This window comes from Flavivirga jejuensis (assembly GCF_030540765.1).
GTDB lineage: Bacteria > Bacteroidota > Bacteroidia > Flavobacteriales > Flavobacteriaceae > Flavivirga > Flavivirga jejuensis.
Genome location: NZ_JAUOEL010000007.1, coordinates 311,182 through 336,109, shown reverse-complemented (window position 1 = coordinate 336,109; position 24,928 = coordinate 311,182). Strand labels below are relative to the sequence as shown.

Here is a 24,928-nt window from a genome sequence, read left to right as displayed (position 1 = left end):
ATTTAAATTATATTTCGTTTTCTAAATGTTGATCTAAAGCTATAAGGTCGGTAATTAAAACTTGCCTTGCTTTGCTGCCTTCAAAAGGTCCTACTATGCCTGCTGCCTCTAATTGATCAATCAATCTTCCTGCTCTATTATAGCCTAATTTTAATTTTCGCTGTAATAATGAGGCCGAACCTTGTTGCGCAGTTACAATAACAATAGCAGCATCTTTAAATAGTTTATCTCTGTCTGATATGTCTATATCAAGACCTGTGCCACTTTCTTCACCAACGTATTCTGGTAAAAGATAAGCGTCTGGATATGCTTTCTGAGAGCCTATGTAATCGGTTATTTTTTCAACTTCTGGAGTATCGACAAAAGCACACTGTACACGAATAACATCATTACCTTGTGTAAATAACATATCACCACGACCAATTAATTGATCGGCTCCCGAGGTATCTAAAATAGTTCTTGAATCAATTTTTGAAGTAACCCTAAATGCTATACGGGCTGGGAAATTGGCTTTAATTATACCTGTAATAACATTTACAGACGGACGTTGTGTTGCTATAATTAAATGAATACCAATCGCTCTGGCTAACTGTGCTAAACGTGCTATTGGTGTTTCTACTTCTTTACCAGCTGTCATAATTAAATCTGCAAACTCATCAACGACAAGAACAATGTATGGTAAAAACTGATGACCATCATTAGGATTTAATTTTCGGTTTTTAAACTTTACATTGTATTCTGCTATGTTTCTACACAGCGCATTTTTTAACAGCTCGTAACGATTATCCATTTCAATACATAAAGAATTTAATGTATTGATAACTTTTGTATTGTCTGTTATAATAGCATCTTCACTATCTGGTAATTTAGCTAGGTAATGACGTTCTATTTTATTGAAAAGTGTTAGTTCTACTTTTTTAGGATCGACTAAAATAAACTTAACTTCTGCTGGATGTTTTTTATACAATAATGATGTTAAAACCGCGTTCAACCCTACCGATTTACCTTGTCCTGTAGCACCAGCCATTAGCAAGTGTGGCATTTTGGCAAGATCGACAACAAAGGTTTCGTTGCTAATAGTTTTTCCTAAAGCTATAGGGAGTTGCATTTCTGAAGTTTGAAACTTTTTAGATGCAATTACAGAACGCATAGAAACAATAGTTGAGTTCTTATTGGGAACTTCTATACCAATAGTTCCTTTTCCAGGAATAGGAGCGATAATACGAATACCAAGAGCAGATAAAGATAAAGCAATATCATCCTCTAAGTTTTTAATTTTTGAAATACGAACGCCAGCTTCGGGAACAATTTCATATAAAGTAACTGTTGGACCAATAGTCGCTTTAATACTTGCAATACCAATTTTATAGTTGTTTAAAGTCTCAACAATTTTATTTTTATTTTCTTCTAATTCTTCTTGATTAATGGTAATACCCTCAGAATCATATTTTTTTAGAAGATCTAAAGGAGGGAATTGATATTTTGCTAATTCAAGCGTAGGATCAAATTCACCAAAATCTTCAACCAATTTATTAGCCAAATTATTTGTTTCAGAAAGTTCTTCTTCAACTTTTTCAACTTTCATTTCTAAGGCTTCTTCTTCCTCTTCTTCTTGTGCCACTTTAACTTCAAGTGGGGCTATATCTTTAACAGGTTTTGCTTCCTTTTTTGTAGGTTCGTCATTTTGTAAAGGGATTTCGTAAGCAGATTTAATAGCATCAGCTTCTTCAGATAAATTATTATCTAAAGGAATAATCAAATCATCTTTTAAATCTGAAATTTCATTTTCAAGATCTTTTTTTGCAGACTTAAAAATGGACGTTATACTTTCGAAAGTGACTCTGAAACGAATTGCTAAATAAGTTATTAAGCCTAATAAAAGTAGGAGAGAGACCCCTATTTTTCCAATATAATCTTGTAAGAATGCGTTAATTTCAAAACCGATGGTACCACCAAGGATATCGGTTTTACTTCTAAAGAACCCAAAAAGAACAGATAACCAAATAGTTATTAAAATTCCCCAAAACCAGTGTTTTCTTAATTTTGCCTTATTAAGACTCATTAAAACATATACACCAGATAAGAAGATGAGTCCAGAATATATAAATGAAGCAATACCAAAACCCCGTTGAATAAAAAACTCACCAAACCAAGCACCAAATTGACTTACCCAATTTTGAGTATTTGATGTTCTGGAAGGAAATGTATTTATGATACTTTGATCTGCTTTTCCAGTGAAATAGTAAGAAACAAAAGCAATACATAACCAAATACCACATATAATGAGTAAGCTACCAAAAACCAGCTTTTGCTGACTTGATAGTTTAAAACTAGGTCTTTTAATTTTTTGTCTTGGTGGTTTTTTAGTCTTAGTCTTTCTTTTCGCCATTAATAGGGTATCGTTTCAAAATTATGGTCTAAAATAAGTTCAGTTTTAACAAAAATACAAATTACTAACGTTTATCCTAAGGGTAATAGTATTTAAAAAATCTTTGGAATGTAAATAATAAAACCAATTATAATAGCAAAAATAGAAGCGATAAAAACGGCTCCAGCAGCTATATCCTTTATTAAACCTATTTTGTTATGATGTTCTGGATGAATAAAATCGGCTATAGCCTCTATAGCAGTATTTACCCCCTCAATACTCATCACCATACCAATACAAAGGAGTTGAATAACCCATTCTGTTTGTGAAATTTCATAATAAAATCCAGAAAATGTAAGTGTTAAAGCAATTACAAATTGAATTTTAATACTAGCTTCTGTTCTTAAAAGTAATAAAGCACCTTTAAAAGCATAACCAATACTTTTTAATCGATTCACTATAAAGGAATCTTTTTTTGTCATGTATTAAGCGTGAAAGTTTAATATGCTATAAAGCGTCAATAGCTGCCTTATAATTTGGCTCATCTACGGTTTCTGCAACTTGTTCTGTATATTTCACAGTACCATTTTCATCTAACACAATGATACAACGGGAATGTAAAGCTTCAAGAGGTCCAGTAATAAAGTTTAATCCGTAATCTTTTCCAAAACTCCCATTTTTATAATCTGATAGGCTGATCACATTATCTAAACCTTCAGCGCCACAAAAACGAGCATTTGCAAATGGTAAATCGTGAGAAATACATAATACTTTTGTATTTTCTAAGGCGCTTACTTCTTTATTAAATTGTCTAACAGATTTTGCACAAGTACCAGTATCTACACTTGGGAATATATTTAAAACAACTTTACTACCTATAAAGTCACTTAGTTTTTTTGAAGATAAATCGTTTGCCGTTAATTCAAAATCGGGTGCTTTTGTTCCAACTTTTGGTAATTCACCCGATGTTTCAATTGCGTTTCCTTTTAATGTAACTATAGCCATTATTTTATTTTTTAAATTTTGATAAAAATAGTAATTATTAATACTATGTTGGACAGATATTATGATTTTTTAAAAATAAGAAACTATTAGTTAATGTTATGGTTATTTTGTTTTTAATAAATTTTATTGATATTTATATAATTTATAAAAATCTACTTAAGGCATTTTTTGTTTAGTTATTTTTTAAATTTATCTGATTTTGAATTAAATAAAACTTTAAATATGGAAAACAATAAAATGCATAGTGGTGGTAAGTGTCCATTTAGTAGTGGAGCAATAAAAGAAAGTGCGGGTAGTGGTACATCAAACCGAGATTGGTGGCCAAATCAATTGAAGCTTAATATACTACGTCAGCATACATCCTTATCCAATCCCATGGGTAAGGATTTTAATTATGCAGAAGAATTTAAAAAACTCGATTTGCATGCTGTAAAACAAGATCTTTTTGATTTGATGACCAATTCTCAAGATTGGTGGCCAGCCGATTATGGTCATTATGGACCATTTTTTATTAGAATGGCTTGGCATAGTGCAGGTACGTATCGTATTTCTGATGGTCGTGGAGGAGCAAGTTCTGGGAGTCAACGTTTTGCCCCGCTAAATAGTTGGCCAGATAATGGAAATTTAGATAAAGCACGTTTATTATTATGGCCTGTTAAGCAGAAATATGGCAAGAAGATTTCTTGGGCAGATCTTATGATTTTAGCTGGTAATTGTGCTCTTGAATCTATGGGGTTTGAAACATTTGGTTTTGCTGGAGGGCGAGAGGATGTTTGGGAGCCAGAACAAGATATTTATTGGGGATCTGAGGTAGAATGGTTAGGAGATAGACGTTACACAGGCGATCGCGAGTTGGAGAATCCGCTTGGGGCAGTCCAAATGGGGTTAATTTATGTGAATCCAGAGGGGCCTAATGGAAATCCAAATCCAATAGCATCTGCGGTAGACATTCGTGAAACTTTTGGTAGAATGGCTATGAATGATGAAGAGACCGTGGCACTTGTTGCTGGAGGACATACTTTTGGTAAGGCGCATGGTGCCGCCGATCCAGAGCAATATGTAGGTAGAGAACCGGCAGGAGCTAGTATTGAAGAGCAAGGTTTGGGTTGGAAAAATACGTTTAAATCTGGCCATGGTGATCATACTATTACTAGTGGTATAGAAGGTGCCTGGACACCCAATCCATCAAAATGGGATCATGATTATTTTGATGTGTTATTAAATTATGATTGGGAACTAACAAAAAGTCCAGCAGGGGCACATCAATGGACACCTACTCAGGCATCTGGCGCAAGAACAGCACCAAGAGCAGGAGATGCATCTGAAAGACAGGATCTTATGATGACTACAGCAGATATGGCACTTAAGAAGGATCCAATTTACTTAGCTATCTCAAAACGTTTTCACGAAAACCCAAAGCAGTTTGAGGACGCATTTGCTAAGGCATGGTTTAAATTGACACATCGTGATATGGGACCAATAGCACTTTACTTAGGGCCAGAAGTACCTAAAGAAGCATTAATATGGCAAGATCCAATTCCTGCGGTTACTCATGCGTTGATCGATGATAAAGATATAGCTTTACTAAAGGATACTATACTTGCATCGGGATTGTCTGTATCGGAATTAGTATCTACCGCTTGGGCATCAGCATCTACTTTCCGAGGATCGGATAAACGTGGTGGTGCCAATGGAGGTCGTATTCGTCTTGCTCCTCAGAAAGATTGGGAGGTAAATAATCCTGCTCAATTATCTAAGGTTTTAGGTGTATTAGAAGGCATTCAAAAAGAATTTAATAAAGGAGATAAACACGTCTCAATAGCAGATTTGATTGTTTTAGGAGGTTCTGCAGGTATAGAAAAAGCAGCTAAAAATGGCGGGCATGATATAACGGTGCCTTTTACGCCAGGTAGAGGCGATGCATTACAAGAGCAAACAGATGTAGAGTCGTTTGCAATTCTTGAGCCTGCTGCAGATGGATTTAGAAATTATATTAAGCCGCATCACTATACATCGGCTGAAGAAATGCTAATTGATAAAGCACAATTGTTAACGCTTAATGTGCCAGAAACAACAGTTTTAATAGGAGGCATGCGCGTTCTTAATACAAACTTTAATAAGTCTCAACATGGCGTATTTACAAAACAACCAGAGGTACTTACAAATGATTTTTTTGTTAATTTATTAGATATTAGAACAACCTGGAAGGCTGTTTCTGAGGATGATAGTGTCTTTGAAGGTCGTAATCGTGCAACGGGAGCAAACGAATGGACAGGAACTCGAGTTGATTTGATCTTTGGTTCTAATACAGAGCTTCGTGCACTTGCTGAAGTTTATGGAAGCGAGGATTCTAAAGAGAAGTTCGTACAAGACTTTATATCTGCATGGGTTAAGGTGATGAACCTTGATCGTTTTGATATTGCTTGATTTAAGTTTTTATTGGGAAATATTGCTCCTAATGAAATGATAATTATAAAAACAAAAAACCACTTCAATTGAAGTGGTTTTTACTTTTATTAAAGGTATTTTATTTATCTATAGACCCTAAAACGCGTTGCATAAAGCCATTGACAGCCTCTTTTTTAGGGACACCTTCTTTTATCATTTTATTCACCTCGATAGCACCATACATATTAGAGATAAGTTCTCCAATAACATCTAATTCTTCATCTTTTAAAGAGGAGACCTCGGTGATTGATTCGAGTGTTTCTATGGTCTCTATAACAAAATCTTCGTCGTTATCTTCAATAAATTGTGTAAGATGTTTAATTACTGGTAACTTCATCTACAAGTGTTTTTAGTACATCAAATTTGTTCGTTTGTACCTGGTTCACAAAAACGCCATTTTTAAATGTAGCAAATGTTGGTAAATTATCAACGGTTGCTAATTTTCTAGATTCAGGAAATTTTTCTGCATCAGCGATAACAAAAGTAATCGCTTCGAATTCGGAAGCTAACTTCTTAACTTTAGGCTTCATAATGCGGCAATTACCACACCAAGTAGCAGAGTATTGAACAACAACAGTATCATTGTTTGCTACAATATCTTTTAAAGTATCTTCAACTAATTCTTGTACCATGATTTACTAATTTATATGTGCCGCTAAATATTCAGCTGTACCTTTAGCATTAGGTTGCATAGCTTCTTTACCTTCTTCCCAGTTAGCTGGACAAACCTCTCCGTTTTCTTGAACGTGAGTTAATGCATCAACAAGACGAATATATTCTTGTACATTTCTACCAAGAGGCATGTTATTTATGCTTTCGTGTTGTACGATACCATCTTCATCAATAATATAAGTAGCTCTATAAGTTACATTGTCACCTTCAACTTGAACAGTTCCAGTTTCATCATCATAAACTTCATTAGTAATATCTAAAATACCTAAGATGCTTGATAGGTTTCTATTACTGTCTGCAAGAATAGGGTAGGTAACACCTTCTATACCACCATTATCTTTAGCAGCGCTTAACCAAGCAAAATGAACTTCTGGTGTATCACAAGAAGCTCCAATTACAATCGTGTTACGCTTTTCAAATTCTGGTAAAGCTGCTTGAAAGGCATGTAATTCTGTTGGACACACAAATGTGAAATCTTTTGGATACCAAAATAATACTACTTTTTTCTTGTTGTTTTTTGCTTCTTCAAGAACGTTTAATTTGAAAGTGTCTCCCATTTCGTTCATTGCGTCAACATTTAAATTTGGAAATTGTTTTCCTACTAAAGCCATTTTTGTTTAAATTTTATAATTAATAATTCATTTTTTCCAAGTGTAAAAATACATTATAACTTGAAAAAATAAATCATTAATAAAATCTTAAATCTTTATTATATGATAGATTTAATTTATTTAAAATAGCAATTAGAATAGTTATGATTTATTTAGAGGTTAATTGCTTTATTTTTATTGAAAAAGCAGCGAATAATAATGTCATAAATGGACTAAGAATGCTAAAGAATACGTATGGAATGTACGCTGTAGCTCCAGCATAACCAAATAGCACTTTCGAATGATAAGCGCCACAAGTGTTCCAAGGAATTAAAACGGACGTTACTGTTCCAGAATCTTCTAATGTTCTACTTAAATTCTCAGGTGCAAGACCTTTATCCTCATAGGCTTGTTTAAACATTTTTCCCGGTATAACTAAAGCTAGGTACTGATCGGATGCTGTTAGGTTTAAAGCTAAACAGCTAGCCACAGTACTAGCAAATAAACCAAATGTAGTGGTTGCTAAGTTTAATAAAGATTTGGTAATTCTAGATAATGCGCCAATGGCATCCATAACGCCTCCAAAAACCATGGCGCAAACAATTAACCATATGGTTCCTAGCATGCCTTTCATGCCTCCAGATGTAAACAAATCGTTTAGTTCTGGGCTTGAAGTTTCGACAGCAGTGTCTACGGTTAAGGCATTCATAACACCTTGGTAGGCAGATTGAAATGTTAACGTTTCTGCTCCTGCAATTTTTACTATAATATCTGGTTGTGCTATTAAAGCAGTAACACCTCCAAGTATAGCGCCAGTTAGTAAGGCAATTAAAGGTGGTGTTTTCTTTACGATCATAATAATAACCAAAATTGGCACAATAAATAACCAAGGACTGATATTAAACGCACCATCAATCGCAGATAGTTTATCATCTATTTGTGGCGTACCTGTTGTATCTATATTTAATCCTATTATTATAAAAATGATAAGTGTAATTACTATAGTAGGTACGGTTGTTAAAGTCATGTATTTAATATGACTAAATAATTCACTGCCAGCCATTGCAGGTGCTAGGTTGGTTGTATCGCTAAGGGGTGACATTTTATCTCCAAAATAAGCACCAGATAAAACAGCTCCAGCAGTCATTCCAACAGAGATTCCTAGTGTTTCGCCAATACCAACAAGGGCAATACCAACAGTAGCAGAGGTGGTCCAAGAACTTCCTGTAGCTATCGAAATTATAGAACAAATAACCACACAGGCTGCCAAAAATATGGTTGGGTTTAATATTTGCAGACCATAATAGATCATGGTTGGTATAATGCCACTAATTAACCAAGTTCCAGCTAAAGAGCCCACCATTAATAGTATTAGTAAGGCGCCTGTTGTAGATTTTACATTTTCAGCAATTTCGTCAAGCATTTTTTTATAAGACACCTTATTTTTAAAACCAACAATTGCAGCAACTGCAGCTCCTAATAATAGCACAAATTGATTACTTCCACTAAGTGCGTCATCACCATAAACATATATATTATATGCTAACATACCAACTAAAGCTATTACAGGAATGAGTGCTTCCCATATATTAAGTTCTTTGTTTTCTATGATGTTTTCGTCTTTTAAATCCATAAATAGTGTTTTTGGCTTATAATGCTATATTTTTTGCAATTTATAAAACAATGTGACTTTTACTACTTTTTAGCGTCAAAAGTACTACGCGTGTGAATATTGTTAATAATAAAGTTACAATGAAATTATTAATCATTACAATAATAATACTAATTCTATTTATAATATTCTTTTTAAAGTTAAAAAAGAAAAGAGGTATAGATATGGAATTGGTTTCAAAAATTGAAGTTTTTGATTTTATTATCGAGAAACCAGTTGATTTAAATGAAAAAATAGAAGCGTCTAAAGGAAAATTGAATTGGAATTTAACGGTTTTAGATTATATTAATAGGTTAGAAAGTAATTGCCAATTTAAAGGTGAATTAGAGTTTTTGTCTGATGTAAAAGATTTGAGAAGTAATTTAATAAAAAGTAGAAAAAAAATATCTAATAAATTAAATTACTATAGATCGATTTCTTCCATGTAGTAATTTTTTAAATCATTACTAAGAAACTGTTTAAATTTTATCCTTTAGTTTATTTTGTCGTCTTAAGCCCTCATTCTGCAGCAAAATTTCTTTAAATAGCGATGCTATTCGCATTTATTTTGCCTTGACTGAGAATTTAATCCACCCAAACTAATTCCAAAAAGAAAACTTAAACAGTTTCTAAGTAAATACGACGTAATACGCTACTCTTTTTCTTGTTATATTTGTTGGGTTTATATGGATTCATTAACTCAAATTGTTTTAGGGGCTGCTTGTGGTGAAGCAGTTTTAGGAAAAAAAATAGGCAATAAAGCGTTGTTGTTTGGTGCTATTGGTGGGACTATTCCAGATCTGGATGTTTACATGGGTAGTTTATTATATAATAATGAAATTGATGCCATGTTGTTTCATAGGGGCTTTATGCATTCTATTTTGTTTTCGGTGCTTGCCGCGATACTTCTTGGATGGGGCGTTTATAAATTATATAATTCGGGCAATCGGTTGGGGACTACCACTAAAAAGGATTGGATTTGGTTATTCTTTTGGTCCTTATTTACACATCCTATTTTAGATTGTTTTACGCCATATGGCACACAATTATTCAAACCTTTTAGTAATTATCGTGTTGCTTTTAATAATATAGCAGTGGTTGATCCTATTTATACGCTGCCATTCCTTATTTGTGTGATTGTCTTAATGTTTTTTAATAGAAAATCGAATAGACGAAAGCTTTGGCTTAAATTGGGTTTAGGGATAAGTTCTGTTTATATGTTACTAACTATAGGAAACAAATTTTATATAGATTCTATATTTAGAAAATCTATGACAGAGAATAATATTAATTTTGAACGTTATAGTACGCAACCAGCTATATTTAATAATGTATTATGGTATGGTATTATTGAAACGGACTCTCTTTATTTTGTAGCTAACTATTCTTTATTAGATACAAAAAACAGGTTTTTGAATTTTAAAGAATTACCAAAACAACGCGATTTAAAGCCTTCTGAATTTAATGATATTGAGAACTTAGCGTGGTTTAGCAATTATTATTACAGTGTTTATAAAATTAATGATACTGATTATCAGTACAATGATTTGCGGTATCCGATTTTAGATGAAAACAATCCAAATTCATCCGTTTTTAGTTTAACACTTTACAAAGATAAAAATCGATTAAACATCAAGCCTTTTGAACCTAAATTTGATAATTTTAATGAAATTATGTCAAATATGTGGCTACGGATTAAAGGGATTTAACGGTTTCTAATTTGGGCTCAAGAATATTAAGCGTTTCCATGCATGTTCGCATGGTTTGGTAGGTACGTTCAATATCTGCATCTAACCCTATGGAAAAGCGTATTAAGCCATCACTTAAGCCCATTTTTTTTTGCTCACTTTCAGGTATTTCAGACGATGTTGAACTTCCAGGAGCGCTAAAAAGTGTTTTGTAAAACCCTAAGCTTACGGCCAAATACCCTAAGTTTTTATCTTGCATCATTTCCATAAGTTCGTTAGCTTTATCTAAAGAACCCACATCAATAGTTAACATACCTCCAAAACCATATTTTTCATTCATCATACTTTTAAATAGTTTATGTGATGGATGCGATTCTAATCCAGGATATACTGTTTTTAAACCATCGGTTTCAAATTTTTCGGCTAAATAAGTAGCATTATGGCTATGTTGTTGCATTCTAATATGCAATGTTCTTAAGTTTTTTAAAACGGAAGACGCTCTTAAACTGTCCATAGTAGACCCTAGTAGCATGGATGCGCCATCATTCACATTACGCAAATCATTTATAAACTCTTGAGTACCACAAACAACACCTCCAACGGTATCGCTAGATCCGTTAATAAACTTTGTTAAACTATGTATTACAATATCTGCACCTAATTTTGCTGGAGATATTGATAGCGGAGAAAATGTATTGTCTACGACCAATTTTAAATGGTGTCTTTTAGCAATATCTGCTAAGCCCTTAATATCTGCTACTTCTAAAAGTGGATTGCTTACAGATTCGCAATACAATACTTTGGTGTTTTCAGTAATGGCATTTTCAACAATTTCCAAATTCGTAATGTCTACAAAAGATGTTTCGATATTAAAACGAGGCATAAAGTTTTTTAAAAACGCATAAGTACCACCATATATAGTTCTACTAGAGATTATATGATCTCTAGCACCGCATAGTTGTAATAATACTGGTGTGATGGCTCCCATTCCAGAGGCAGAAACATTAGCAGTCTCTGTGCCTTCCATAGCAGCTAATGCTTCTCCTAAATATAAATTTGAAGGTGAGGAATGACGTGAATATAAATAACAACCATCTGCATTCCCCTCAAAGGTGTCAAACATAGTTTTTGCAGATAAGAATGTATAAGTCGAAGAGTCAGAAATAGAAGGATTTACACCTCCAAATTCACCAAAATATTGTAAGTCTTGTATACTATTTGCTGGTTTAAAAGCCATAATGTTTTATTTTTTATATATGAAGTGATTTAAACTTTTTTAATAATGAATCGTAAGAAATGCTTCAATCAAAAAAGCTTAAACGATTTTCATTACAAAATTCAACAAAGTAAGATTGTAAAACAATGAATGTTTGATTATTTAGAAAATAAAACTATTATATTTTATAATTATAGATTAATATATTGATATATCTGCGCTTTAATGTATCTTGATGAAAATTTTTCGATTATGATATTTGATGACATTGATAGGAAATTACTAGATTATTTACAAGTAGATAGTAAACAAACAAATAAGGAGCTTTCTAATAAATTAAACCTTTCCGTAACGGCCGTTTATGAGCGTATAAAAAAGCTTGAAAGAGAAGGGTATATTAATGGATACGTGGCTTTAGTAAGTAAGGAACGTGTTGATAAGGCCTTTGTAGCTTTCTGCCATATTAAACTCATACAACACAGCCAAGAATACGTCGTAAAATTTGAAAAAGAAGTCGCTAATATAAATGAGGTGTTAGAATGTTATCATATTAGTGGTGATTACGACTACTTATTAAAAGTATTGGTGAAAGACATGCAAGCTTTTCGTGAATTTATGGTTAAAAAGTTAACGACCATCAATCATATTGGTAGTACACATAGCATGTTTGTAATAAATGAGGTAAAACATACCACGGCAATTAATATATAATGAAGTGGTTTAAACTTTTTCAATATGAATACAACAATCTACAAGGGGATTGAGTTTTTTATTATTTTTATTCTATTACCTGTTAGTTTTGTTATTAACTATTCGATAAAACTCAAGATGGCTATTGGTATAATAGGCTTTTTATATATTATTTATGTTTTATTAAAGGTTGAGAAGAAAAAGTTTAAAATAACGCCAGGCTTGAAATGGCATTTATTCTGGAAACAAACCATTTTTAAATTAGGAGCCATTGCAATTCTTACTATATTATTTGTTTATTTAACAGAAAGTAGCTTGTTATTTAGTGTATTGCTAAAGAAACCGAAGTTGTGGCTTTTTATATTATTTGTTTATAGCTTCTTTTCGGTATATCCACAAGAAATAATTTACAGGACTTTTTATTTTCAACGATATGAGAGTTTATTTAAAAATGAATCGCTATTTATTTTTGTAAATGCTATTATATTTTCCTTGGGACACATATTTTTTGAAAATATTTTAGTGATTATTCTTACTTTTTTTGGAGGACTGTTATTTGCAATAACTTATAAAAAAACACAATCTACACTATTAGTATCCATAGAACATGCTATTTATGGATGTTGGTTATTTACAGTAGGCATGGGAGGTTTACTTGGTTTTCCTTCGTAATTTTTATAAGAAACAACAAGTAGGATAAAAAGGCTACAGAGTTAAAACTTTTTCTTATTTTTGGGGAGCTAATTATTAACCATAGCAAACCAACAAACCAACAAAATATGAAAAAATTAAGTTACATTATTATGGGCTTCATTGCTGGAGCCGCATTAACGTATTATTTATGTCCAAGAAATCCTGATGTGGATTCAATGAAAACAAAATTAGAAATTGCTGAAAATTATGAAAAGCCTAAGGGGCTTATCACGCAAGCTTATGGAGATACTTTAAGTACCAATTGGACTAAATACCGAAAAGCAGCAGTAGATTCTTGTGCAGCAAAGGGAGGACACGCAATGGACGACCGTTCTGTATGGTGGTCTACTAAAGAAATTAAAAATTATTTAAAATATTCTAAAAAACAGGCAGACAGTTTAAAATATAAAATTACTGGATACCGTATTTATTTAGGTGTTTATGGACATGAAGCTGGATCTAAAAAATGTAATTTGACCACTATGTTTATGGTACCTACGGGTGTAAAAAGGAATGCCGAAGCCAGTATGAACCCATTTAATTTTAGAGGAAACGATACAGACCTGCCTATTCCTCCTAATAATCAAGGAGGTGGAGGTAATGGAGGCTATCCTTGATAGTTTAATATGGAAGAATTCATAAAACAAAATTATTTTATACTTACTTCTATAACAGAATTACTAGCAGCTGTAACAGGTTTGTTACTTTATAAAAAGTACAAACTTACAGCTGCTAAATATTTTATATTCTTTTTAATATATCTAACAATATGTGACTTCCTTAGTTTTTATACACGGTACGTTACACCTGGAAATTTTTTTGATTTTCTTATAGGGACTATTTTTGAAAAAAACCATTGGTGGGCTACATTTTATTGGCAAATAGGAGGTATACTGTTTTTTTGTTTTTATTATTATAAAATATTAGAGAACAAAAATTTTAGACTTATTATAAAATTTAGTGCTTTAGCATTTTTATTATTTTCAATTGTTTATATAGGATTAAATTGGGATATTTTTTTCAAACAATTTTTTCCAATTATAGGTATACTTGGAGCTATGATTATCTTTTTATGTTCTGTATTTTATTTTATTGAAGTATTGCAAAGCGATAGAATATTAACTTTTTATAGATCTTTAAATTTTTATATTAGCTTCACCATTTTTATTTGGTGGTTGATTATAACACCATTGGTGTTTTATGATGCATATTTTGTATATGAAGTGGGAAACCTTAACCGAGATTTGAATTTTGTTTTTTTAAGATGGCAAATTTTCTTATTTGCTAATATGTTTATGTATTTAACTTACACTTTTGCTTTAATATGGTGCAAACCGGAGAACGACTAGCTAGTACAGCTTCAGAACGCTATTTACTAATATATATGATTACTGTTTTAGTAATTGTAACATCATTAGTTGTCATCTTTTTTATGGTATTTCAAAAGAGAAAGAATAAATTATTACTAGATAAAATAAAGCAAAAACAAGCTTTTGAAGAAGAAATAGCGCAAGCTCAAACCGAAATACAAGAACAAACGCTTAAAAATATAGGTTGGGAATTACATGATAATGTTGGTCAGTTATTATCATTTGCCAGTATGCAGTTAAGTATTTTAAAAATGCAGGTAGCCGATGATGTGAAAGAAAAATTTAAAGATACCTCTGATGCACTTAAAAATAGTTTGTCTGAAGTACGAGCGCTTTCAAAAACATTAAATAATGAAGTTGTTTTAAATATTGGTTTTGAAAAGTCTATTACTAACGAATTGGATCGACTTAAAAAGATGAAATTTACTTCTGCGGAACTTAAAACAGTAGGGGAGAAAATCGATTTCACAGACAGAAAGCATGAAATCATTATTTTTAGAATATTGCAAGAATTTTTGTCTAATTCTGTAAAATATTCTGAGGCAGAAAACTTAACTATAACAATAGAATATCAAGTAGAAAACTTAAAAATTACTGCGACAGATGATGGTAAGGGGTTTGATATTAATGACATAGAAAAGGGATCTGGTTTAATAAACATGAAGAGTAGGGCATCATTAATTCATGCAGAACTAGATTTATTATCTAAACCAAATGAAGGGGTACAATTGATAATAAATTATCCAATTCCCTAATACCTAAGAGAAATACTTAAACATTTTTTTTAAAAGGGCTAATTTCCCTTTATAAGGAGCGTATCTTACGCCAGGGTCAGTCCAGTTTCCTCGTTTCGATATGCCTTTATTATGTGAAAACGTATCGAAACCCGTTTTTCCATGATAAGCTCCCAAACCGCTGGCACCTACACCTCCAAAAGGCAATCTGTGGTTTCCAAAATGGATTAATAAATCGTTGATCACACCACCACCAAAGCTATATTTTTTAATGGTTTGTTTAATAAAAGCATCATTGTTTGAAAACACATAAAGCGCCAATGGCTTATCATAATTCCAAATAATGTGCTCTAGATTTTGCTCTGTATCATAAGTTAGAATGGGTAAAATAGGTCCGAAAATTTCATCACTCATTATTTTACTATCCAAATTAGGATTATCAACTAATGTAGGTGCTATATAACAAGTTTCGACATCTATATGACCACCAAAAATAACTTGAGAGTCTTCTAGCATGTCTGCCAGTCTTAAAACATTTTTTTTATTAATAATTCTCGGAAAATCGGGTGATTCTTTTGGGTTTACACCATATCTTTTAATGATTTCGGTTTTTAGAGCTTCAATAAAAGGTTCTTTAATATTAGATTTTATAATGATGTAATCGGCCGCAATACATGTTTGCCCAGCATTTAAAAACTTACCCCATGATATGCGACGAGCAACTAATTTTAAATCGACTGTTTCATCTATAATACAAGGTGATTTACCTCCTAATTCTAAAGTAACGGGTGTCATATATTTAGCAGCAGCTTGGGCCACAATTTTTCCAACAGACACACTTCCTGTAAAGAAGATATAATCCCATTTTTGAGCCAGTAATTCTGTAGCTGTTTCAACACCTCCTTCAATAGATATGGCAACAGTTTCTGGACATGTTTTTTGAATAATATCTGTGATGAGTTGCGAGGTGTGTTTTGTTAGTTCGCTAGGTTTTAATATCGCAGTGTTTCCTGCTGCAATAGCCATAATTAAAGGTTCTATGGCTAATAAAAACGGATAATTCCAAGGCGCTATAATTAATATGTTTCCGTAAGGTTCTTTGTAAATATAATCTCGAGAAGGAAATGTGAGCATCGACGATTTTACTCGTTTAGGCTTCGTCCACTTTTTTAGGTTTTTAATAGCTAAGTTCAGCTCAGAAATAACGAGCCCATATTCACTAATAAAAGTTTCGAATTCTGGCTTTCTGAAATCCTTTTTAAGAGCGCTATAAATAGCTTGTTCGTTAGATACTATTTCTTGTTTTAACGTCTTTAAAAGAGATAATCTGTAAGAGACATCTTTTGTTTTTTGAGACTTAAAAAAAGCTCTTTGTTTTGAAAGTATTTCAGGTATGTTATTCAAAAAGTGTTTTTTATAAAGGTATACAAATTATGATAAACAAGCATCCCAAATGGCATCTTTTGGCAGCGGTGCAGAAATATTTATAAGTTCTTTTTTAACTGGATGCATAAACTCAATATCTCTGGCATGTAAATGGATACTGGCATCTTTATTACTTCTATCAAAACCATATTTTAGATCGCCTTTAATGGCGCACCCTATGTTAGACAGTTGTGACCGTATCTGGTGGTGTCTGCCTGTTTCTAAATTAATTTCAAGTAAATAATAGTTGTCTAGTTTTTTTAATAATTTGTAATGAAGAATGGCTTTTTTACTGTCTTTAACTTCTTTTATATAAGCGGTAGATTTATTGTTTTTTGGATTCTTTTTTAACCAATTGATTAAAGTGTCTTCCGTTTTTGAAGGTTCTTTTTTTACAACAGCCCAGTATGTTTTTTTTATCTCCTTTAAAAGGAATAAATTATTAAGCCTAGGTAATACTTTGCTCGTTTTTGCAAATATTACAAGCCCAGTTGTAGGTCTGTCTAAACGATGTACAACTCCTAAATATACATTTCCAGGTTTATTGTACTTATCTTTAATGTATTCTTTTACGACATCACTTAAAGGCTTATCTCCCGTTTTATCACCTTGTACAATATCTCCAGCACGTTTATTTACGATAATGATATGATTGTCTTCGAATAAAATTTGAAGATTATTTTTATTAGAAATTATTTTTTTAACCACTAATCCACGAATAATTTTACTTACTGTTTACTGCTCACTGATACTAATACTGTTCACTGTCACTTGGAAAATCAAGGGTTTTAACATCGTCAACATATTTAGAGATGGCACTGGTCATATCTTCATATAAATTCATATAACGACGTAAAAAACGAGGATTAAACTCGTGGGTCATTCCTAACATATCATGTAATACCAATACTTGTCCGTCAACACCGTTTCCAGCGCCAATGCCAATAATAGGAATGCTAACGCTTTCGGCCACTAGTTTTGCTAGTTTGGCAGGTATTTTTTCAAGTACAATCGCGAAACAACCTACGCGTTCTAGCATTTTTGCATCGTTAATAAGTTGTTGGGCTTCTTGTTCTTCTTTGGCTCTTACTGTATAGGTTCCAAATTTATATATGGATTGTGGGGTTAATCCTAAATGCCCCATTACAGGAATACCAGCATTTAATATGCGTTTAATAGATTCTTTTATTTCTTTGCCTCCTTCTAATTTAACGGAATGGGCACCACTTTCTTTCATAATTCTAATGGCAGATCGTAAGGCTTCTTTGGGATCACTTTGGTAGCTACCAAAAGGTAAATCTACAACTACTAAAGCACGGTATATAGCACGAATTACAGAAGAAGCATGATATATCATTTGATCTAAAGTAATTGGTAATGTGGTTTCATGTCCAGCCATAACATTACTTGCAGAATCACCAACGAGTATAACATCTATACCTGCACCATCAACAATTTTTGCCATGGTATAATCGTAAGCTGTTAGCATCGATATTTTTTCACCATTGGCTTTCATATCAACTAATGTTTTTACTGTAATGCGCTTGTATTCTTGTTTAGCTACAGACATAATTTTTTCTGATTTTTAAATAGTACGTAAAAGTAATGAATTAAGAGTCTTTTTAAGATTTTGTGATTAGAATTTTTATAGGCTATTTTTGATGGAGTATAAGGCAAAATTTTTAAACATAGCCCAGTTACGGTTCAAAATTTTAACGAAATAATGCGCAAAAAGGGGCATAAAAAAATAATTGACGAAATTTTAAACAGACTCTAAGTATATATGTTAAACTTTTCTTTAAGGTGTGTTGTCATTACACATGTTATTTTACTTTAGTGAAAATTTATGTATTATGGCTCGAACAATATTCTATTTATTAGTTTTAATTACATCTACTATTTATGCTCAAAAGGATGAGCAAGCTAAAGTCAAAGCTGCAGTAGATACTTTTTTTGAAGGGTTTCATAAAGGAGATACAGCACTTATGACCTCTGTTATGATGGATAAAATACTTTTACAAACGGCTTATAGAAATAAAGAAGGAAAAGATATTTTAGTTACTGATGATTTTGAAAAGCTTATGAATACTATAGCAAATAGACCAGATGATCAAAAATGGGATGAACGTTTATTGGATTATAGTATTCAAGTGGATGGTAATATGGCGAATGCTTGGACACCTTATGAGTTTTGGTTTAATGATGAATTTAGTCATTGTGGTGTTAATTCTTTTCAATTGTTTAAGGATGGTGACCAGTGGAAAATTATTTATTTAATTGATACTAGGAGGAAGTCTGCTTGTGGGAAATAGGGGAGGTAAGACGCTGAGGCGTAAAGGTTCTGAGCTTTTTAGTTAATTATATTTAATTTCTATTGTTTTTCTCGCGAAGGCGCTGAGTCGCAAAGGCTTGGGGGTGGTGATGCTCGAAGTTTTTTTGTTGATGTGTAATGTTGTATTATGAAGTGATTTTTTTGTTTTTTAAGGTGGATTTAATTTCTATTGGTTTTTCTTTATAAGGTGTTGATTCGCAAATATTTGAAGGTGGTGAGGCTTAAAGTTTTGGGTTGACTAAAATTAGTGTATTTATTTACTGTAGCTGCGAATAGGTGCGTAAGGGATAGCAGTGGAAAGCCCACAGTGAGGTACGAGCGAGGACTTGTAACGTATAGCCCGACCCGATAGGGATACGCCCAAAATACTAGTTTAACAATCTGTTATATTTACTCCGACAGCTAAACCGCCTTCAGAGGTTTCTTTATATTTTGTATGCATGTCTTTTGCGGTTTCCCACATGGTAGAAACGACTTTATCTAATGGTACTTTTACGTTTTTAGGGTCTGTGTCTAAAGCCATTTCGGCAGCATTGATAGCTTTAATGGCGCCCATAGCATTACGTTCGATACATGGTATTTGTACTAATCCGCCAATAGGGTCGCAGGTTAATCCTAAATGGTGTTCCATAGCAATTTCGGCAGCAATAAGTACTTGTTCTGGGTTGCCTCCTAAAAGTTCACAAAGGGCACCAGCAGCCATAGCAGATGATACACCAATTTCTGCTTGACAGCCTCCCATGGCAGCACTAATTGTTGCGCCTTTTTTGAAGATGCTACCAATTTCGCCAGCGACTAATAAAAAACGTTTGATATCTTCAAAATTAGCATCATGATTTTCAATGACGATATAATACATTAAAACTGATGGAATAACTCCAGCACTTCCGTTAGTAGGAGCTGTTACAACTCTTCCTAAGGAGGCATTAACTTCATTTACAGCAAGTGCAAAACAGCTCACCCATTTTAGAATTTGTCGAAATTTAACTTTGGTATCTCTTATCGCATATACCCATTCTACTGGCGTTGTATAAGTCTTTTTTCCTTTTAAACTTTGATGGGTATCAAAAGCACGCCGTCTTACGTTTAATCCTCCAGGAAGATTCCCTTCTGTATGGCATCCTACATACATGCATTCTAGCATGGTATCCCAAATACGTTTTAACTCCTTGTCTATATCTTTTTCTGAACGAATGGACTTTTCATTTTCTAATACTACTTCGGAGATTGATTTATCTAAAGTATCGCAAAATTGTAAAAGCTCTGTGCCTTTATCTATAGGATAAGGAAAGGAGCATTTAATTTCAAAGTTTTTCTTAGAGTTTTCACGTGTTTCTTTAACTACAAAACCACCTCCAATAGAGTAAAAAGTTGATTTCGTGTTTTTTCCATTTATAGTAGCTGTAAAGGTTAATCCGTTTGAATGAAATGGTAAAAACGTCTTATTAAATACGATATCTGCCTCTATATTAAAGGCTATGGGGGTTTCGTTATTAAAGTTTAATGTTTTAGTATTTTTAATTTCAGAAATAATAGAACCTATAGTTTCTGTTGGAATTGTTTCAGGGTCATAACCACTTAACCCAAGCATAATGGCATAATCTGTAGCATGACCTTTTCCTGTTAGCGATAAAGAGCCGTAAAGATCTACAGATATTTTTTCAATTTTATTAAAGGTATTGATGTCTTTCAATTCTTTAATCCATCTCTCAGCTGCTCTCCAAGGTCCTAAAGTATGTGAGCTTGATGGTCCAACACCAATTTTTAACATGTCAAAAACAGAAATACATTCCATAAATTTCGTAATAGCTATAGTTTCGTCAAATATAACATTTCAGCGTATTTTTTTTAATTTTATATGTAAAGTTTATGAAAAATGTATAATGATTAAAGAAATAAAGGTTTACGGTCGATTCCCTCTAATCTATGTACTTAATAAAATGTTTTTTTAATTACCGTTTCTTTGTTTTATTATTTTATCAAGTGGGCATATAGGTGTTTTTTGAAACTTTTTACCTTATGACATCATGTCAGTTCTTTTCTATTGGCATAATGATTGACTATTACAAACCGAGATTAAAAATGAACATTCAACACAATTAAAGTATAAAGAATTATGAGTAAAATTATTGGAATCGATTTAGGAACAACCAACTCTTGCGTTTCTGTGATGGAAGGTAATGAACCTGTTGTAATCCCAAACGCAGAAGGTAAGCGTACTACGCCATCAGTTATAGCATTTGTGGAAGGCGGCGAAATTAAAGTTGGTGATCCAGCAAAACGTCAAGCAGTTACTAACCCAACAAAAACGGTTTATTCTATTAAGCGTTTTATGGGAAATAAATATTCTGAATCTAAGAAAGAAGCAGAGCGTGTACCATATACAGTTGTAAAAGGGGATAATGATACACCTCGAGTAGATATTGATGGACGTTTGTATACGCCACAAGAATTATCGGCTATGATTCTTCAAAAAATGAAGAAAACGGCTGAAGATTATTTAGGAGCCGATGTAAGCGAAGCGGTTATTACTGTACCAGCTTATTTTAACGATGCACAACGTCAAGCAACTAAAGAAGCTGGTGAGATTGCAGGTTTAAAAGTTCGTAGAATTATAAACGAACCTACAGCTGCAGCTTTGGCTTATGGTATGGACAAAAAAGGAACTGATCAAAAAATTGTTGTTTTTGACTTTGGTGGTGGAACACATGATGTATCTATTCTTGAATTAGGTGATGGTGTATTTGAGGTATTATCTACAGATGGTGATACGCATTTAGGAGGTGATGATGTAGATGAAAAAATCATTAACTGGTTGGCAGATGAGTTTAAAGCAGAGGAGTCTATGGATTTGAGAGAAGATCCTATGTCTTTACAACGTTTAAAGGAAGCTGCTGAAAAAGCTAAGATTGAATTATCGTCTTCTGAGCAAACAGAAATTAACTTACCATATATTACTGCTACTGCAAGTGGACCAAAACACTTGGTACGTACATTAACACGTTCTAAATTTGAGCAGTTAATTGATGATTTAGTAAAAAGAACTATAGAGCCTTGTCAATCGGCATTAAAAGCTGCTGGTTTATCAAAGGGTGATATTGATGAAGTTATTTTAGTAGGTGGTTCAACACGTATCCCAGCGGTTCAAACGGCTGTTGAAAAATTCTTTGGTAAAACACCAAGTAAGGGTGTGAATCCAGACGAAGTTGTATCGTTAGGAGCAGGAATTCAAGGTGGTGTTTTAACTGGTGATGTTAAGGATGTATTACTTTTAGATGTAACTCCTTTATCATTAGGAATTGAAACTATGGGTAATGTTATGACGAAGCTTATTGAGGCTAATACTACGATTCCTACTAAGAAATCGCAAGTATTCTCTACGGCAGCAGATAATCAGCCTTCTGTAGAAATTCATGTATTACAAGGGGAAAGAGCGATGGCTGCTGATAACAAAACGATTGGTCGTTTTCACTTAGACGGTATTCCTCCAGCAAGACGTGGTACGCCACAAATTGAGGTGACTTTTGATATTGATGCGAATGGAATTATTCATGTAACAGCAACTGATAAAGCGACTAATAAAACACAAGATATTCGTATTGAAGCATCTTCTGGTTTAACAGAAGAGGAAATCGAAAAAATGAAAGCAGATGCAGAAGCAAATGCAGATGCAGATGCTAAAGCGGCAGAAAGTGCTAAGAAATTAAACGAAGCAGATTCAATGATTTTCCAAACGGAAAAACAATTGGAAGAGTTTGGTGATAAATTATCTGATGATAAAAAGAAACCAGTAGAAGAGGCTTTAGAAGAACTTAAAAAAGCTTATGAAACTAAAGATCTTGCTGTTATTGAGCCTGCTTTAGAGAAAATAAACGAAGCTTGGAAAGTTGCTTCAGAAGAAATGTACAAAGCACAAGCTGAAGCACAGCAAGGTGGGGCAGAAGCACCAGGACCAGATGCAAGCCAAAATGGTGAAGCAGAGGGTAGTGATGTTGAAGACGTAGACTTCGAAGAGGTTAAATAAAAAAGCTAGAGGTTAGAAGACTGAAGCTAGAAGTAAAAACGCAACCATTTTTGGTTGCGTTTTTTTATTTTAATCAATGTTTTATTAAGCCACATTTGTGTCATTTTTTTTCGATTATACTTTGTTTATATTTTAATCTCACTATTTTTGAGGTATATAACCCAATATTAAAAAAAAATGAAAAAATTAAATATTTTATTTATTGCTTTAACTTTAATATTAACAGCTTGTTCAAGTGATGATGCTGCTTCTCCTGAAATAACTGAAAGTATAGTTGGCACATGGAAAGGTGTATCTGTAGATTATTCTGGAACGACAGTTACTTCAGTTGAAGGAGAGACTATCAATGCAGATTATTTGGGTGAAGCATATGATGTTAATTATTCATTAACTTTTACTGAAGATCCTAATAATTTAACTTCAACAGGAACATTTAGTGTTAAGCTTACTACTACTGTTTTAGGTCAAACAACTACTGAAAACATAGAAAACTTGAAACCTACAGGAGATGGAACTTGGGAGATAACAGATAATGAACTTATAATAACAACTGATAATGAAGAGGGAATTATGAGGATAATGAAACTTACTGATTCTGAACTTGTTTTAGCAGTAACAGAAGAAACAGATTTATCTATAGGTGGTAATAGTGTCGTTAGTACAACTGATATAATCGTTACTTTCGAGAAAGAATAATTCGTGTATTTTGAATTTTATAAAAGAGGCGTGAAAAATGATGAACTTTGTTATACTATGTTTGTAAAAGGGTAGTGTTCATTCAAAGTGAAGTATCTTAAAAATAAAGCATTAAAATTTAAGAGATTCTTCAGTCGTTCCTTCCTGTCTGCCGATTCTTAGGCAGGCTTCTGATGGCGTAGCGATTTCATTGCATTCTGAATGATCTTTTTAGAATGCAACCTTTTTTATATCCAAAGTGCTTGAAACATTTTCATAAAGAACTTAGAAATTCAATTTTGTAATGATAGTATTTTCTGTTATAAATTATTGTTCAAAAATCTTTATCATTTTAAATGATTTTAAAAGGTGAAATAACCCAGGAAGAATTACCAAACCACCAATAATAAGTGTTATTCCTAAAACTTTAATAACACTATCTGTAGCCACAGTTTCAAGGATGCTTATTTCTGATTCTGACGTAATTATTAAGTTAGGATATTGAGCTATAAGGGCTGCGATTAAGATTAAAACGACTTGTAATCCTGTAAAAGTTCGTGTTGTGACTTTCCGAGCTCTTCTTATACTTCTTAATAAAGGTAAAATTAATAGAGCCGATAAGGCTGCTAAAGTAATGGCATATGGATTTTTTATAAAATGAATAACAAAGGTTGTTTCGTTTATATAGCCATAACTTAATACAACAAACCCTAAAATGATAACAGTTATGGTTGCAATTCTTGACTTTTTCACATAGATCGCTCTTTCAACTTCATTTGCTTCACCTATTAATAATACGCTTGCTAAAAAGGCACAAAGTGCAGCAAAAAATAATCCTACAAAAAATGAAAAACCGTTACACCATGGGGCTATAAAGAGATCATAAAAACTTAAGGTTTCGTAGTTATCTGTAACAGTAATATTTCCAGATATCATAGCGCCAAAAGTCATTCCTAAAAAAATAGGCGTTACTAAACTGGAGATTCTAAACATCCAATCATATAAAATTTGCGATTTGTCTTTATAAGCATCGTAATGCCTAAAAACAAAAGCGACACCTCTTAAAGTGATGCCTAATAAAACAAGTGTTAATGGAATATGTAAGTATAAAACGAGGATGTTATAAAAACCAGGAAACCCTACCCAAAGTATTACCATAATAATAATAATCCATATGTGATTGGCTTCCCATACAGGTCCCATGACTCTATAAACTGTTTTTTTTGTGATCTGCTGATTTTTTTCAGAGGAAAATAATTCAACGATACCAGCTCCAAAATCTGCTCCTGCTAAAACTACATAAAGCAGTAAGGAAAACACTAAAAAGAATAGAACAACATACAACAT

Annotated in this window: 24 protein-coding genes; 11 read left to right on the top strand and 13 right to left on the bottom strand. The window is 32.8% G+C overall.

Annotation, left to right across the window (positions count from 1 at the left end; all coding sequences use genetic code 11):
- Nucleotides 1-7 precede the first annotated feature (7 nt).
- The 3 genes from Q4Q40_RS19130 to tpx form a co-directional block, all read right to left on the bottom strand.
- Entirely contained in the window at nt 8-2,389 is a 2,382-nt protein-coding gene (locus tag Q4Q40_RS19130; RefSeq protein ID WP_303303602.1) for an FtsK/SpoIIIE family DNA translocase, read from the bottom strand.
- A 92-nt stretch (nt 2,390-2,481) separates the two neighbouring features.
- The gene (locus tag Q4Q40_RS19125) at nt 2,482-2,850 is read right to left on the bottom strand and encodes a diacylglycerol kinase (RefSeq protein WP_303303601.1); all 369 of its coding nucleotides are present in this window, start codon (nt 2,848-2,850) and stop codon (nt 2,482-2,484) included.
- A 25-nt stretch (nt 2,851-2,875) separates the two neighbouring features.
- Nucleotides 2,876-3,373 carry a thiol peroxidase gene (gene tpx / locus Q4Q40_RS19120; protein WP_303303600.1) on the bottom strand — a complete coding sequence of 166 codons (498 nt, stop codon included), beginning with the start codon at nt 3,371-3,373 and terminating at the stop codon, nt 2,876-2,878.
- Nucleotides 3,374-3,595: 222 nt separating this feature from the next.
- Between tpx and katG the strand changes: the two genes are divergently transcribed.
- Entirely contained in the window at nt 3,596-5,800 is a 2,205-nt protein-coding gene (gene katG / locus Q4Q40_RS19115; protein ID WP_303303599.1) for a catalase/peroxidase HPI, read from the top strand.
- Between the two features lie 100 nt (nt 5,801-5,900).
- Here the strand turns inward: katG and Q4Q40_RS19110 are convergent, their stop codons facing one another.
- The 4 genes from Q4Q40_RS19110 to nhaC form a co-directional block, all read right to left on the bottom strand.
- Nucleotides 5,901-6,158, bottom strand: a complete 258-nt coding sequence (locus Q4Q40_RS19110) for a DUF6952 family protein (protein ID WP_303303598.1) — start codon at nt 6,156-6,158, stop codon at nt 5,901-5,903.
- Nucleotides 6,139-6,453, bottom strand: coding sequence for a thioredoxin family protein (locus Q4Q40_RS19105; RefSeq protein WP_303303597.1), 315 nt, complete (start codon nt 6,451-6,453; stop codon nt 6,139-6,141). The genes Q4Q40_RS19110 and Q4Q40_RS19105 overlap by 20 nt, the downstream gene beginning before the upstream one ends.
- 6 nt (nt 6,454-6,459) lie before the next feature.
- On the bottom strand, nt 6,460-7,104 hold the full coding sequence (locus Q4Q40_RS19100; RefSeq protein WP_303303595.1) for a peroxiredoxin: 645 nt from the start codon (nt 7,102-7,104) through the stop codon (nt 6,460-6,462).
- A gap of 148 nt (nt 7,105-7,252) precedes the next feature.
- A complete protein-coding gene (gene nhaC / locus Q4Q40_RS19095; protein ID WP_303303594.1) occupies nt 7,253-8,716 on the bottom strand; it encodes a Na+/H+ antiporter NhaC in 1,464 nt (487 codons plus the stop codon).
- Nucleotides 8,717-8,835: 119 nt separating this feature from the next.
- Here nhaC and Q4Q40_RS19090 point away from each other — a divergent pair, with 119 nt between their 5' ends.
- Both Q4Q40_RS19090 and Q4Q40_RS19085 read left to right on the top strand, forming a co-directional pair.
- Nucleotides 8,836-9,183, top strand: a complete 348-nt coding sequence (locus Q4Q40_RS19090) for a bromodomain-containing protein (protein WP_303303593.1) — start codon at nt 8,836-8,838, stop codon at nt 9,181-9,183.
- A gap of 237 nt (nt 9,184-9,420) precedes the next feature.
- The gene (locus Q4Q40_RS19085) at nt 9,421-10,443 is read left to right on the top strand and encodes a metal-dependent hydrolase (RefSeq protein ID WP_303303592.1); all 1,023 of its coding nucleotides are present in this window, start codon (nt 9,421-9,423) and stop codon (nt 10,441-10,443) included.
- Here Q4Q40_RS19085 and Q4Q40_RS19080 read toward each other — a convergent pair.
- Nucleotides 10,430-11,659 carry an aminotransferase class I/II-fold pyridoxal phosphate-dependent enzyme gene (locus Q4Q40_RS19080; RefSeq protein WP_303303591.1) on the bottom strand — a complete coding sequence of 410 codons (1,230 nt, stop codon included), beginning with the start codon at nt 11,657-11,659 and terminating at the stop codon, nt 10,430-10,432. The two genes, Q4Q40_RS19085 and Q4Q40_RS19080, sit on opposite strands and share 14 nt — an antisense overlap.
- A 231-nt stretch (nt 11,660-11,890) precedes the next feature.
- Between Q4Q40_RS19080 and Q4Q40_RS19075 the strand changes: the two genes are divergently transcribed.
- From Q4Q40_RS19075 to Q4Q40_RS19055, 5 genes are all read left to right on the top strand, one after another.
- Complete coding sequence (locus Q4Q40_RS19075; protein WP_303303590.1) at nt 11,891-12,349, top strand: Lrp/AsnC family transcriptional regulator; 459 nt, start codon at nt 11,891-11,893, stop codon at nt 12,347-12,349.
- Nucleotides 12,350-12,373: 24 nt separating this feature from the next.
- Entirely contained in the window at nt 12,374-13,000 is a 627-nt protein-coding gene (locus Q4Q40_RS19070; RefSeq protein WP_303303589.1) for a CPBP family intramembrane glutamic endopeptidase, read from the top strand.
- Between the two features lie 107 nt (nt 13,001-13,107).
- Complete coding sequence (locus tag Q4Q40_RS19065) at nt 13,108-13,638, top strand: hypothetical protein (protein WP_303303588.1); 531 nt, start codon at nt 13,108-13,110, stop codon at nt 13,636-13,638.
- A 9-nt stretch (nt 13,639-13,647) separates the two neighbouring features.
- Entirely contained in the window at nt 13,648-14,370 is a 723-nt protein-coding gene (locus Q4Q40_RS19060) for a hypothetical protein (protein WP_303303587.1), read from the top strand.
- Nucleotides 14,346-15,146, top strand: a complete 801-nt coding sequence (locus Q4Q40_RS19055; protein ID WP_303303586.1) for a sensor histidine kinase — start codon at nt 14,346-14,348, stop codon at nt 15,144-15,146. The genes Q4Q40_RS19060 and Q4Q40_RS19055 overlap by 25 nt, the downstream gene beginning before the upstream one ends.
- A 3-nt stretch (nt 15,147-15,149) precedes the next feature.
- Here the strand turns inward: Q4Q40_RS19055 and Q4Q40_RS19050 are convergent, their stop codons facing one another.
- Genes Q4Q40_RS19050 through panB form a run of 3 tightly spaced genes read right to left on the bottom strand, consistent with a single transcriptional unit; the run spans nt 15,150 to nt 18,120 of the window.
- A complete protein-coding gene (locus Q4Q40_RS19050; RefSeq protein WP_425555817.1) occupies nt 15,150-16,520 on the bottom strand; it encodes an aldehyde dehydrogenase in 1,371 nt (456 codons plus the stop codon).
- 36 nt (nt 16,521-16,556) lie between these two features.
- On the bottom strand, nt 16,557-17,258 hold the full coding sequence (locus tag Q4Q40_RS19045) for an RluA family pseudouridine synthase (protein WP_303303584.1): 702 nt from the start codon (nt 17,256-17,258) through the stop codon (nt 16,557-16,559).
- 43 nt (nt 17,259-17,301) lie between these two features.
- Nucleotides 17,302-18,120: a 3-methyl-2-oxobutanoate hydroxymethyltransferase gene (gene panB, locus Q4Q40_RS19040; RefSeq protein WP_303303583.1), complete on the bottom strand. Its 819-nt coding sequence runs from the start codon at nt 18,118-18,120 to the stop codon at nt 17,302-17,304.
- 283 nt (nt 18,121-18,403) lie between these two features.
- Here panB and Q4Q40_RS19035 point away from each other — a divergent pair, with 283 nt between their 5' ends.
- Complete coding sequence (locus Q4Q40_RS19035; protein WP_303303582.1) at nt 18,404-18,862, top strand: nuclear transport factor 2 family protein; 459 nt, start codon at nt 18,404-18,406, stop codon at nt 18,860-18,862.
- A 393-nt stretch (nt 18,863-19,255) separates the two neighbouring features.
- On the opposite strand, the gene Q4Q40_RS19030 is transcribed toward Q4Q40_RS19035, so the two are convergent.
- Nucleotides 19,256-20,677, bottom strand: coding sequence for an L-serine ammonia-lyase (locus Q4Q40_RS19030; RefSeq protein WP_303303581.1), 1,422 nt, complete (start codon nt 20,675-20,677; stop codon nt 19,256-19,258).
- Nucleotides 20,678-20,998: 321 nt separating this feature from the next.
- On the opposite strand from Q4Q40_RS19030, the gene dnaK reads away from it, so the two are divergent.
- Both dnaK and Q4Q40_RS19020 read left to right on the top strand, forming a co-directional pair.
- On the top strand, nt 20,999-22,906 hold the full coding sequence (gene dnaK / locus Q4Q40_RS19025; RefSeq protein ID WP_303303580.1) for a molecular chaperone DnaK: 1,908 nt from the start codon (nt 20,999-21,001) through the stop codon (nt 22,904-22,906).
- Between the two features lie 177 nt (nt 22,907-23,083).
- Nucleotides 23,084-23,602, top strand: a complete 519-nt coding sequence (locus Q4Q40_RS19020; protein WP_303303579.1) for a lipocalin family protein — start codon at nt 23,084-23,086, stop codon at nt 23,600-23,602.
- 306 nt (nt 23,603-23,908) lie between these two features.
- On the opposite strand, the gene Q4Q40_RS19015 is transcribed toward Q4Q40_RS19020, so the two are convergent.
- Nucleotides 23,909-24,928 (bottom strand): cytochrome d ubiquinol oxidase subunit II, encoded by a 1,020-nt coding sequence (locus tag Q4Q40_RS19015; RefSeq protein ID WP_303303578.1) that lies wholly within the window; start codon nt 24,926-24,928, stop codon nt 23,909-23,911.